The organism is Cytobacillus sp. GQ23 (genome assembly GCF_059758675.1).
Map to the genome: position 1 here is coordinate 21,042 of NZ_JCAXER010000009.1, position 12,543 is coordinate 33,584.

Consider the following 12,543-nt stretch of genomic DNA (forward strand, 5'->3'; position numbering starts at 1 on the left):
ATGTTGATTGACTAATGAAAGTAGTGAAATAAATGATTAAAGCAGCTTATATACACATTCCATTTTGTGAACATATCTGTCATTACTGTGATTTTAATAAAGTGTATTTAAAGAACCAGCCAGTTGGAGAGTACCTTAACTCTATTGATAAAGAGATGGATCTTGCTTTGAGAGAAACACCGGCATCCCGGCTGGATTCCATTTTTGTCGGAGGCGGGACACCTACTGCGCTGAATGAGAAACAGCTTGGCCAGCTGTGCAGCATTATTAAAAGGCAGCTTCCCTATGACCAATTCACAGAATATACCTTCGAAGCCAACCCGGGAGATCTCTCTAAGGAAAAGCTTCAAATATTGCATGATGCCGGAGTCAACAGGCTCAGTTTTGGCGTACAGACCTTCAACGATGAACTTTTAAAAAGAATTGGAAGGTCACACCGGGCAAAAGATGTTTTTCAATCAATTGATGCTGCAAAACAAGTAGGTTTTGATAACATCAGCATTGATCTGATATACAGCCTTCCCGGCCAGACACTTCAGGATTTTAAAGATACACTTCAAACATCATTCACATTGGATATTGATCATTATTCGGGCTATTCCCTGATTATTGAGCCCAAGACGGTATTCTATAATTTGATGAGGAGAGGTAAACTGCCAGTTCCCGGAGAAGATGTGGAAGCTGAAATGTATGACTTATTGATGGAACAAATGGACAAACATGGATTTGCTCAATATGAAATCAGCAATTTTGCTAAGCCTGGCTATGAGAGCAGGCATAACATCACTTATTGGGATAATGAATCGTACTTCGGCTTTGGTGCAGGTGCACATGGATATGTAGATGGGAATCGCCGATCAAACCACGGACCTCTGAAAAAATATATGGAGCCAATTGAAAATGGGCAGCTTCCAATACTCGAAGAACATAAGGTGCCGCAGGAAGAGCAGATGGAAGAGGAAATGTTCCTTGGACTGAGAAAAACAGAAGGTGTCTCAATAAGTCGTTTTAAAAAGAAATTTGGCAAGAACCCGCTGGAGCACTTTGAAGTTCAAATTAAACAACACTCCGAAAAGGAATTAATTATTGTCGGGGAAGAGTATATTAAATTGACAAGGCAAGGACGATTCCTTGGAAATGAAGTATTCCAGTCCTTTATAGGGTAAGATTGCTTCTGGAAAAAAGGAAGCCAAATTATTGACACTGCACGTATGATTTGATAATTTATTAGTAGAATTAGCACTCAGGGACAAAGAGTGCTAACAGAGGTGATAACTGTGTTAACAGATCGTCAATTATTAATTTTTCAAGTAATTGTTGATGATTTTATTCAAACTGCACAGCCAGTCGGGTCGAGAACTCTGTCGAAAAAAGAAGAAATTTCTTTTAGTTCCGCAACGATCAGAAATGAGATGGCTGATTTAGAGGAACTTGGATTTATTGAAAAAACACACACCTCATCGGGGAGGATTCCTTCTGAGAAAGGTTACCGCTACTACGTGGACCACCTTTTATCCCCGCAAAAATTAAATCAGCATGACATCCACAAAGTACAGTCGATCTTTGCGGAAAGAATTTATGAGCTGGAGAAAATTGTTCAAAAATCGGCAAGAATTCTATCTGAGCTGACAAATTATACATCCATAGTCCTCGGGCCTGCAGTTAGGGATAACAAGCTGAAAAAAATTCAGATCGTTCCCTTGAATAAAGAAACAGCGATAGCAATTATTATCACAGATACTGGCCATGTTGAAAACAGGATGTTCCACTTGCCGGAAAACATTGATGCAGGTGATTTGGAAAAGGTCGTTAATATCCTTAATGACCGTCTTGCCGGTGCACCGCTGGAAAGTCTAAACAATAAGTTGTATAAAGAGGTTGCCGTTCTTTTAAGGCAGCATATCAATAATTATGATTTAATGCTGAATTCAATTGCTGATACAATAAAGATACCGGCCTATGATAAGCTTTTCTTTGGCGGTAAAACAAATATGCTCAGCCAGCCCGAGTTTCATGATATTGAAAAGGTAAAAAACCTCATGAATATGATCGAGCAGGAAAAAGGCATATATGACTTAATCAGTAAAAACAAGTCAGGGATCAATATTAAAATCGGCCGGGAAAATAATAATTCAGCAATGGAAAACTGCAGCCTGATAACAGCAAGCTATTCAATCGGCGCCGAACAGCTCGGCACAATTGCGATTTTGGGACCTACCAGAATGGAGTATTCAAGAGTCATTAGCTTATTGAACTATATCAGTGCTGACTTATCAGCTGTTTTATCTAAACTGTATCAAAACAGATGATGGTGGAGATATTGATTAAGGGTGGAAAAACCTTTCCACTCCTTTCCTTATGTTTTTTTATATCAATACTGCAGTCATTCTTTAAGGGAGGTGAACATGTTGGCAGAAGAGAAAGAGACATTGAACCATGATTTAAATGAGCAAACCAACGAACCTGAAGAAACTGAAAATGAGGCTCCTATTGAAGAGGTGTTTGCAGAGGCTGATGAAGCAGAAGAAAGTCCTGAAGAGGAAACTGATGCTGAGCTAAAAGCAGCAAATGCAAAAATAGCTGAATTGGAAGCCAAACTGGAAGAGGCTGAAAATCGCATCTACCGCCTTCAGGCTGATTTTGAAAATTCACGGCGCCGTGCAAGGCTGGACTTTGAAGCGTCTGAAAAATATAGAGCACAAAGCTTAATCTCTGATTTGCTGCCTGCGCTTGATAATTTCGAAAGAGCCCTTCAAATGGAAGCTGAAAATGAACAGGCTAAATCTATTCTTCAAGGAATGGAAATGGTTTATCGAAGCTTGGTGGAGGCTATTAAAAAAGAAGGCGCAGAACAGATTGAGGCAGTTGGGAAAGAATTCGATCCTCATATGCACCAGGCAGTAATGCAGGTGGAAGATGAGAATTTTGATTCCAATATTGTGGTGGAAGAGTTCCAAAAAGGCTACAAGTTAAAGGATCGGGTCATTCGCCCATCAATGGTTAAAGTAAATCAATAACTACATATTTGGGGAGGTAAAGAACATGAGCAAAATTATCGGAATCGATTTAGGTACAACAAACTCATGTGTCGCAGTACTTGAAGGCGGCGAACCGAAAGTAATTCCAAATCCGGAAGGCAACCGTACAACGCCATCAGTTGTAGCGTTTAAAAACGGCGAGCGTCAGGTTGGTGAGGTGGCAAAGCGCCAGTCTATTACAAACCCGAACACCATTATGAGTGTTAAACGCCATATGGGTACAGACTATAAAACAGAAGTTGAAGGAAAAGAATACTCTCCGCAAGAGGTTTCTGCTATTATTCTTCAATACCTGAAATCATATGCAGAAGACTACCTTGGCGAGAAAGTGACAAAAGCGGTAATCACAGTGCCAGCATATTTCAATGATGCTGAGCGTCAGGCAACGAAGGATGCAGGCCGAATTGCCGGTTTGGAAGTGGAACGCATCATCAATGAGCCTACTGCTGCAGCTTTGGCATATGGCCTTGATAAAATGGATGAAGACCAGACAATCCTTGTTTATGACCTTGGCGGCGGTACATTTGACGTATCAATTCTTGAACTTGGCGATGGTGTATTTGAAGTAAAATCCACTGCCGGGGATAACCGTCTTGGCGGAGATGACTTCGACCAGGTTATTATTGATTACCTGGTTGAGCAATTTAAAAAAGAGAACGGCATTGATCTTTCTAAAGATAAAATGGCTCTTCAGCGCTTAAAAGATGCTGCAGAAAAAGCGAAAAAGGATCTTTCCGGTGTAACATCAACACAAATTTCACTTCCATTTATCACTGCTGGGGAAGCAGGACCTTTACACCTGGAAGTAACACTTTCAAGAGCTAAATTTGATGAGCTGTCTGCAGATCTTGTTGAACGTACAATGGGGCCTACACGCCAGGCATTAAAGGATGCTGGTTTGACTCCTTCAGAAATCGATAAAGTTATTCTTGTCGGGGGTTCAACTCGTATTCCTGCTGTACAGGAAGCAATCAAAAAAGAGACAGGAAAAGAACCGCACAAAGGAGTTAACCCTGATGAGGTTGTAGCAATGGGTGCAGCTATTCAGGGCGGTGTCATCACTGGTGATGTAAAGGATGTTGTCCTTCTGGACGTAACACCATTGTCTCTTGGAATTGAAACAATGGGCGGGGTGTTCACAAAGCTGATTGAACGCAATACAACTATTCCAACATCGAAATCTCAGGTGTTTTCAACTGCTGCTGATAATCAGTCTGCTGTTGATATTCATGTTCTTCAAGGGGAGCGCCCAATGGCAGCGGATAACAAAACACTTGGCCGTTTCCAGCTAGGGGATATTCCTCCTGCTCCGCGCGGCGTTCCGCAGATTGAGGTGTCTTTTGATATCGATAAAAATGGTATCGTAAACGTACGTGCTAAAGACCTGGGCACAAACAAAGAGCAAGCCATTACAATTAAATCATCAACAGGATTATCTGATGAAGAAATTGAAAAAATGGTAAGAGAAGCTGAAGAAAATGCTGAAGCTGATAAGCAGCGCAAAGAAGAAGTTGAACTCCGCAATGAAGCAGACCAGCTGGTATTCACTACTGAAAAGACTCTAAAAGATCTTGAAGGCAAAGTGGATGAAGCAGAAGTGAACAAAGCAAATGAAGCTAAAGATGCATTAAAAGCTGCAATTGAAAAGAATGATCTGGATGAAATCCGCACCAAAAAAGATGCTTTACAGGAAGTTGTCCAGGCATTAACAATGAAGCTTTATGAGCAGGCGCAGGCTGCTCAGGGTGCTCAAGGCGCAGATGGTGCCGAAAGCAAAAATGACGGCGATAATGTTGTTGATGCTGAGTTCGAAGAAGTTAAAGACGATAAATAACCTCTGAATCTTTTAAGTCAAAGTCAGGTCTTTCTTGGCTTTGGCTTTTATTTTTGATACAATAATCTTTATGTGAAATGATCGGGGAGTGGTAATCATGAGTAAAAGGGATTACTATGAGGTTCTCGGAATCAGCAAGGGTGCATCCAAGGATGAAATTAAGAAGGCTTATCGAAAGCTTTCAAAAAAATATCATCCAGATATCAACAAAGAGCCTGATGCAGACGAGAAGTTCAAGGAAGTTAAAGAAGCATATGAAGTCCTAAGCGACGACCAGAAAAAGGCACACTATGATCAATTTGGCCATACGGACCCTAATCAGGGCTTTGGTGGAGCTGGTTTTGAAGGTTTCGGAGGTTTTGAAGACATTTTCAGCACCTTCTTCGGCGGAGGTTCACGCAGGCGTGATCCTAACGCACCAAGACAGGGTGCAGATTTACAATACACTATGTCTTTAACCTTTGAGGAAGCAGTATTTGGCAAAGAGACCGATATTGAAATTCCTCGTGAAGAGACGTGCGATACCTGCAGCGGTTCAGGCGCCAAGCCGGGAACGAAGCCGGAAACCTGCCGTCATTGTCATGGATCAGGTCAGTTGAATGTTGAACAAAATACGCCATTTGGCAAGATAGTAAATAGAAGAGTCTGCCATTACTGTAATGGTACCGGCAAAGAAATCAAAGAAAAGTGTTCTACCTGCCGTGGAGCCGGTAAAGTGCAGAAACGCAGAAAGATACACGTGAAAATCCCTGCAGGCATTGATGATGGACAGCAGCTGCGCGTGGCTGGCCAGGGTGAACCAGGTGTGAACGGAGGCCCTCCAGGCGATCTTTATGTTGTATTCCATGTGCGATCACATGAGTTTTTTGAGCGTGATGGCGATGATGTTTATTGTGAAATGCCTATAACGTTTGTGCAGGCTGCACTTGGTGATGAAATCGAAGTGCCGACATTGCATGGAAAAGTAAAGCTTAAAGTCCCTTCAGGCACACAAACAGGAACGAAATTCCGCCTGAAAGGAAAAGGTGTGCCAAATGTAAGAGGATACGGAACAGGAGATCAGCATATTATTGTCCGTATTATTACTCCGACAAAGCTGACCGAAAAGCAGAAGCAGATTTTAAGCGAGTTTGCTGAAGTCAGCGGAACAGTTCCGCAGGGAGAACAGGAAGAAAGTTTTTTTTCTAAAGTAAAACGAGCCTTTAAAGGTGAATAAAGGAATGGGAGTTGGTAGTAGTGAAATGGTCAGAAATCAGTATTCATACTGCAAATGAAGCTGTTGAACCGATTTCGAATATTTTGCATGAAGCCGGAGCAAGCGGAGTTGTAATAGAGGATCCTTTAGAACTTGTAAAAGAAAGAAAGGATCAATTCGGTGAAATCTACCAGCTCAATCCGCAGGACTATCCTGAAGAAGGCGTAATTGTAAAAGCATACTTGCCAGTAAACAGTTTCCTTGGAGAAACAGTTGATGAAATAAAAGAAGCAATCAATAACCTCATTTTATTCAACATCGATATTGGTGCAAATAAAGTCAGTATCAGTGAGGTCAACGAGGAAGAATGGGCAACTGCCTGGAAAAAATATTATAACCCTGTAAAAATTTCAGAACGCTTTACTATTGTTCCGACATGGGAGGATTACACACCTGTCAGCAGTGATGAGCTCATCATAGAGCTTGACCCGGGCATGGCCTTTGGAACCGGAACTCACCCTACGACGGTAATGTGTATCCAGGCACTTGAAAGAACAGTAAAACAGGGCGATAAAGTTGTAGATGTAGGAACAGGATCGGGTGTCTTAAGCATTGCTGCAGCTATGCTGGGTGCCGGGAGGGTAAAAGCCCTGGATCTTGATGAAGTTGCAGTAAATTCAGCTAAGTTAAATATTAAGCTGAATAAAGTGCAGGATATAGTGGAAGTATCACAAGGAAACCTGCTTGATGGCGTAAGCAAGGGAGCAGATGTGGTCGTTGCCAACATCCTTGCAGAAGTGATTCTCCGCTTTACAGATGATGTTGCGTCAGTGGTAAGGGAAGGCGGATACTTCATTGCTTCAGGTATTATCCAGCAGAAGAAACAGGAAGTAAGAGATGCAATTTCCGCTGCAGGATTCGAAATAGAAGAGACCATACAAATGGAAGATTGGGTTGCCATTGTGGCAAAGAGAAAGTAGTTGTAAAGGCTCATGTTTCTAGAGGAACGGAGCCGGACATTTACCGGAAAAAGGGGGTAATGAACTTACCCTCCTTTTTACAGTTAAATGAACTTGGACAGGTTGGAAAGAGGGTGCCGATTGTGCAGCGGTATTTCACAGAAAATGCAGTTAAAGATAAGTACTTTCATATTATTGGGGAAGACCGTCATCATATAGTGAAGGTAATGCGGATGAAGGAAGGCGACAAAATTATCTGTGTCGATCCATCCCAAAATAGTGCACTTTGCACAATTGCAGAAATTACCGATGAACATGTGGCTGCAGAAGTTGTACAATGGATTGAAGGGTCTTCTGAGCTGCCTGCCGATATTACTATTGTGAGCGGACTGCCTAAAGGGGATAAGCTGGAGTGGATCATTCAAAAGGGCACTGAGCTTGGAGCGCGCTGTTTTATCCCTTTTACTTCAGCTCGTTCAGTAGTAAAATGGGATGCGAAGAAATCTGCGAAAAAAGCAGAGAGATGGCAGAAGATTGCTAAAGAAGCTGCTGAACAGTCACATAGGAGCATAGTGCCTGAAGTATATGCGCCGCTTGATTTAAAGTCATTGCTGAAAATATCAGCAGATTATTCATATAGATTGATTGCCTTTGAGGAAGAAGCAAAACAGGGAGAGGACTCTGTGCTTTATCAAACACTTTCTTCCATGAACAAAGGAGAATCCCTTTTAGTTGTATTCGGACCAGAAGGCGGTCTTGCAGATAATGAAGTTTCATTGTTGCTCGAAGCAGGCTTTCTTGCCTGCGGTTTGGGACCGCGTATTTTAAGGACAGAGACAGCGCCACTGTATTTGCTGTCAGCTGTTTCCTATCATTTTGAATTAATGGGGTGAATTTAAATGCCTGCAGTTGCATTTCATACACTTGGCTGTAAAGTCAATCATTACGAAACAGAAGCCATTTGGCAGCTGTTCAAAGAAGCTGGCTATGAACGGACAGACTTCGAATCTGTTTCAGATGTTTATGTAATAAATACATGTACGGTTACAAATACCGGTGATAAGAAAAGCCGCCAGGTAATCAGAAGGGCAATCAGAAAAAATCCTGATGCTGTTATCTGTGTAACGGGCTGTTATGCTCAAACATCACCTGCCGAAATCATGGCGATACCTGGAGTAGACATCGTTGTAGGGACTCAGGATCGAGTGAAAATGCTGGAATATATCGAGCAGTATAAACAAGAACGGCAGCCGATTAATGGCGTAGGAAACATCATGAAGAATCGTGTCTACGAAGAGCTTGATGTTCCCGCATTTACAGATCGGACACGTGCTTCCCTTAAAATTCAGGAAGGCTGCAATAATTTCTGTACATTCTGCATTATTCCCTGGGCGCGCGGCTTAATGAGATCCAGGGATCCGAAAGAAGTCATCCGCCAGGCTCAGCAGCTGGTTGATGCAGGCTATAAAGAAATCGTTCTGACTGGAATTCATACAGGCGGTTATGGCGAAGACATGAAAGATTACAATCTGGCTATGCTTCTTAAGGATTTGGAAGCTCAGGTAAAAGGGCTCAAACGTCTAAGAATCTCTTCTATTGAAGCCAGCCAAATTACCGATGAAGTCATTGAAGTTATGGATAAGTCCAAGGTCGTGGTAAGACACTTGCACATTCCTCTGCAGTCAGGCTCAAATACGGTTCTTAAAAGAATGCGCCGCAAATATACAATGGAGTTTTTTGCTGAGCGTCTCGATCGCTTGAAGGAAGCTCTTCCCGGTCTGGCTGTTACATCGGACGTTATTGTTGGCTTCCCGGGGGAAACAGAAGAAGAATTTATGGAAACCTACAACTTTATTAAAGAGCATAAATTTTCCGAGCTTCATGTATTCCCTTATTCAAAGCGAACAGGAACACCTGCGGCGAGAATGGACGATCAGATCGATGAAGAAGTCAAAAACGAGCGTGTTCATCGCCTGATTGCCCTTTCAGATCAGCTTGCAAAAGAATATGCATCTCAGTATGAAGGTGAGGTTCTGGAAGTGATCCCAGAGGAAAGCTTCAAGGAAAGCAGTGATAGCAATTTATTTGTCGGATACACTGACAATTACTTGAAAGTCGTCTTCCCTGCAACAGAAGAAATGGTCGGCCAGATTGTAAAAGTGAAAATTACCAAAGCTGGTTACCCATACAATGAAGGTCAGTTTGTAAGAGTCCTTGATGAATTGATCGAAACAGAAGAGGCGGCAGTTTAAAGGAATTACCTTAGGGTAGTTCCTTTTTTTGTCTGCCTTTGCAAGGATATTCTCTAAGTTGTTAGCAGCGGAAGGTATGGGAACTCCGAAGAGCATTTGCTTTCTTCGTGTCAACGCAATGAAAATAATTCGAGGCTATCCCGGGAGCAGCGGGACTGATGAACCCCCAAATTGGGGACAACATTAGATATAAGAGCTATATATATAAAATGAGCCTTTTTTATAATAAATTAATTAATATCTTTTGGGAAAACTACTTTCGAAAACGATTACAAAATATATAAATTGTGCTCGATATTTTATTATCTAAGTGATATTATGAAGAGGTACGTACAACTGTTTTTAAAAGGAGTAGTTAAAATGACAAATAACGTAGCAAAAATGATCGATCATACATTACTTAAAGCTGATGCAACTAAAGACCAAATAGAAAAAATTTGTGCAGAAGCTAAAGAGTATAATTTCGCGTCTGTTTGTGTTAATCCGGCATGGGTTAAACTTTCAAGCGACTTGCTTGGTGGAACCGAAGTGAAGGTCTGCACAGTAATCGGCTTCCCGCTGGGAGCTTCTACACCTGAAACAAAAGCATTTGAAACAAAGAATGCCATTGAAAACGGAGCAACAGAAGTAGATATGGTCATTAATATTGGCGCTTTAAAAGGCGGGGACAATGAACTTGTTGAACGTGACATCCGTGCGGTTGTTGATGCTGCAAAAGGAAAAGCATTAACCAAGGTGATTATCGAAACTTGCCTTCTAACTGAAGAAGAAAAAGTTAGAGCGTGTGAGCTATCTGTAAAAGCTGGTGCTGACTTTGTTAAAACATCTACAGGATTCTCAACAGGCGGAGCAACAGCTGAGGATATTGCTCTTATGAGAAAAACTGTAGGACCCGATATTGGCGTAAAAGCTTCGGGCGGAGTAAGAAGTGCAGATGATGCTCAGAAAATGATTGAAGCAGGTGCAACGAGAATTGGAGCAAGCTCTGGCGCTGCTATAGTCAACGGATTAACTAGCGATTCAGATTATTAAGAAAGGCAAAAGGTGCCCGCTTATGACCTTATGCAGGCCACGCTTTTCGCTGGACAGTAGTCAACATCTAAAATAATATATTTGCTTTTAAAAATGCCGGGGGTATCCGGCATTTTTTTGCTTTTTTATCGGCCGTGCAGCCTGATGACGAATCTTCCAAACTGATTTGCAAATGGAAGAACAAGCAGTGAAGATATTACATTAAATAAGACACTAATATGTGCAAGCTGCACATCTGGAGAACCGGCTGCACTCTCTCCGAAGACAGCAAGGGCATGAATAAAAGGATAAAAGGCTGCGACACCTAAACAGTTCAGCCATATATGGGCAAAGGCGGTCAGCTTTGCTTCTTTTCCTGAACCTATCGATGCCAGATATGCATCTGCGCATGTGCCTATATTAGATCCAAGCATTATGGCAATGCCGGTATCCAAATCCATTGCGCCAGCTGTTAAAAATCCCATAATAATGCCGGTGGTTGCTGTGCTTGATTGAATGATCGCCGTAATCACAATTCCGGCAGCCGCAGCGAACATATAATTCCCATCCAAAGTAAGCAGCCAGTGGTTAACCATTTCATTATCTTTTACAGTACCGGCAAGATATTCAAAACCCCGCATTGCTGTAAAAACCGCTGATAAACCAAGCAATGCCAGACCGGAGCTCCGCAAGCTCTTATTCTTCAGTACAGCCATGATGCTTCCGGCGCCAGCCAGCGGAATAATGTACGATTCAATATTAAATGTGATTAATTCTGTCGTAAACGTCGTACCTATGTTGGTTCCCAATATGATGCCGATCGTCTGGGGAAAAGTCAGCATCCGTGCAGAAACCATTCCAATTGTTATGATCATTACAGCTGAACTGCTCTGCAGGACAGCTGTGACGATTGTGCCGATAACAGTGCCTTTCCAAGGTGAATCTGTCATAACTGCCAGCCAATTCTTTAAGGAACCGGCAGATAAATTAAATAGGCCTGATCGCAAAAGTGTCATACCATAAATAAATAACCCGATTAGCAGAAAAAATAATAAAAGCTGGACCAAGCAGCATTCACCCCCTACATTTAATACTATGGGACAGCCTGCCGGGACATGCTTATGTGCGAAAAATTGTTTAGCTTGTCAGGAATGGGGTACTAAATAAGCACAATCTAATAAAAATCAATCCCGCAGCAGGCTAAATACTGTTGACCTTGATAAGCTGTTATATTATAATTGCAAGGTACATGGAATAAACCATGTTGTTGATGTAAGTGTGTTGTGCTCGGAGGGAGGGAAAGAGAATGTCTAAAACCGTCGTTCGTAAAAACGAATCGCTTGAAGATGCTCTTCGTCGCTTCAAACGTTCAGTATCAAAAACTGGTACTTTGCAGGAAGCAAGAAAGCGCGAATTCTACGAAAAACCTAGTATTAAACGTAAGAAAAAGTCTGAGGCTGCTAGAAAGCGTAAGTGGTAAGAGAGGGTGTATGTAATGAGTCTTCTCGAGCGTTTAAATGAAGATATGAAACAAGCGATGAGGAATAAAGAAAAAGAAAAGCTTACTGTTATTCGTATGATTAAAGCTTCGCTTCAAAATGAAGCAATCAAGCTTGGTAAAGATCTTACTGAAGATCAGGAGCTAACTGTCCTTTCTCGCGAAGTTAAACAACGCAAGGATTCCCTCCATGAATTTGAAAAAGCAGGTCGTGAAGATCTTGTTGAAAAAATTCGTACTGAACTTCAGTATGTCGAATTATATATGCCAAAACAGCTCTCTGAAGAGGAAGTTTCAAAAATTGTGGCAGAAACAGTTGCAGAAACAGGTGCTTCTTCAAAAGCTGATATGGGAAAAGTGATGGCTGCTATCATGCCTAAGGTAAAAGGCAAAGCAGATGGTTCACTTATAAATAAACTTGTACAACAACACCTTTCATAAAACTTTGCATTAAAAGACCGAAAGCCATTGGCTGACGGTCTTTTTTACTTTTTTGCCCAGCAATGTGCTGATGTAATGAATTCCATTCGTTTCTGGGTTATACTAAAATTGGATAAGTTTTTGAAATTAGAAATTATCAAAAAGGCTTTTTTCGCAAAGTTTGTTGGTATTTGAATTGTATTTACTGAGTTGATTGTAGCGGAAGGTGGGTGAACCTCGAAAATGCATGCGCATTTTCTTCGTGCGGTGTGTACTAAAGGAAGCATATTCAATGTCCTGCGGGAGTAGCGGGACAGGTGAGACCCCGCAGACGCG

At 41.7% G+C, this 12,543-nt stretch carries 12 protein-coding genes; 11 read left to right on the forward strand and 1 reads right to left on the reverse strand.

Annotated elements, in window-relative coordinates:
- Positions 1 to 32: 32 nt before the first annotated feature.
- The 9 genes from hemW (at position 33) to deoC (ending at position 10,310) form a co-directional block, all read left to right on the forward strand.
- On the forward strand, positions 33 to 1,166 hold the full coding sequence (hemW, locus tag AC6CHU_RS09180; RefSeq protein WP_498121336.1) for a radical SAM family heme chaperone HemW: 1,134 nt from the start codon (positions 33 to 35) through the stop codon (positions 1,164 to 1,166).
- Positions 1,167 to 1,277: 111 nt separating this feature from the next.
- Positions 1,278 to 2,309, forward strand: coding sequence for a heat-inducible transcriptional repressor HrcA (gene hrcA, locus AC6CHU_RS09185; protein ID WP_251283671.1), 1,032 nt, complete (start codon positions 1,278 to 1,280; stop codon positions 2,307 to 2,309).
- A gap of 96 nt (positions 2,310 to 2,405) precedes the next feature.
- Positions 2,406 to 3,017 (forward strand): nucleotide exchange factor GrpE, encoded by a 612-nt coding sequence (gene grpE / locus AC6CHU_RS09190; RefSeq protein ID WP_159864924.1) that lies wholly within the window; start codon positions 2,406 to 2,408, stop codon positions 3,015 to 3,017.
- A 25-nt stretch (positions 3,018 to 3,042) separates the two neighbouring features.
- Positions 3,043 to 4,872, forward strand: coding sequence for a molecular chaperone DnaK (gene dnaK, locus AC6CHU_RS09195; protein ID WP_159864927.1), 1,830 nt, complete (start codon positions 3,043 to 3,045; stop codon positions 4,870 to 4,872).
- 97 nt (positions 4,873 to 4,969) lie between these two features.
- Positions 4,970 to 6,088, forward strand: a complete 1,119-nt coding sequence (gene dnaJ / locus AC6CHU_RS09200; RefSeq protein WP_159864930.1) for a molecular chaperone DnaJ — start codon at positions 4,970 to 4,972, stop codon at positions 6,086 to 6,088.
- A gap of 20 nt (positions 6,089 to 6,108) precedes the next feature.
- Positions 6,109 to 7,047, forward strand: a complete 939-nt coding sequence (gene prmA / locus AC6CHU_RS09205; protein ID WP_159864933.1) for a 50S ribosomal protein L11 methyltransferase — start codon at positions 6,109 to 6,111, stop codon at positions 7,045 to 7,047.
- Between the two features lie 122 nt (positions 7,048 to 7,169).
- Positions 7,170 to 7,919, forward strand: coding sequence for a 16S rRNA (uracil(1498)-N(3))-methyltransferase (locus AC6CHU_RS09210; RefSeq protein ID WP_251283721.1), 750 nt, complete (start codon positions 7,170 to 7,172; stop codon positions 7,917 to 7,919).
- A gap of 6 nt (positions 7,920 to 7,925) precedes the next feature.
- Positions 7,926 to 9,278: a tRNA (N(6)-L-threonylcarbamoyladenosine(37)-C(2))-methylthiotransferase MtaB gene (gene mtaB / locus AC6CHU_RS09215; RefSeq protein ID WP_159864936.1), complete on the forward strand. Its 1,353-nt coding sequence runs from the start codon at positions 7,926 to 7,928 to the stop codon at positions 9,276 to 9,278.
- A 360-nt stretch (positions 9,279 to 9,638) separates the two neighbouring features.
- Positions 9,639 to 10,310, forward strand: coding sequence for a deoxyribose-phosphate aldolase (deoC, locus tag AC6CHU_RS09220; protein ID WP_159864939.1), 672 nt, complete (start codon positions 9,639 to 9,641; stop codon positions 10,308 to 10,310).
- 125 nt (positions 10,311 to 10,435) lie between these two features.
- Here deoC and AC6CHU_RS09225 read toward each other — a convergent pair whose 3' ends face one another.
- The gene (locus AC6CHU_RS09225) at positions 10,436 to 11,356 is read right to left on the reverse strand and encodes a Na/Pi symporter (protein WP_159864942.1); all 921 of its coding nucleotides are present in this window, start codon (positions 11,354 to 11,356) and stop codon (positions 10,436 to 10,438) included.
- Positions 11,357 to 11,595: 239 nt separating this feature from the next.
- Between AC6CHU_RS09225 and rpsU the strand changes: the two genes are divergently transcribed.
- Positions 11,596 to 11,769: a 30S ribosomal protein S21 gene (rpsU, locus tag AC6CHU_RS09230; protein ID WP_009333009.1), complete on the forward strand. Its 174-nt coding sequence runs from the start codon at positions 11,596 to 11,598 to the stop codon at positions 11,767 to 11,769.
- A 15-nt stretch (positions 11,770 to 11,784) separates the two neighbouring features.
- On the forward strand, positions 11,785 to 12,228 hold the full coding sequence (locus AC6CHU_RS09235; RefSeq protein WP_159864944.1) for a GatB/YqeY domain-containing protein: 444 nt from the start codon (positions 11,785 to 11,787) through the stop codon (positions 12,226 to 12,228).
- Positions 12,229 to 12,543: the final 315 nt, after the last annotated feature.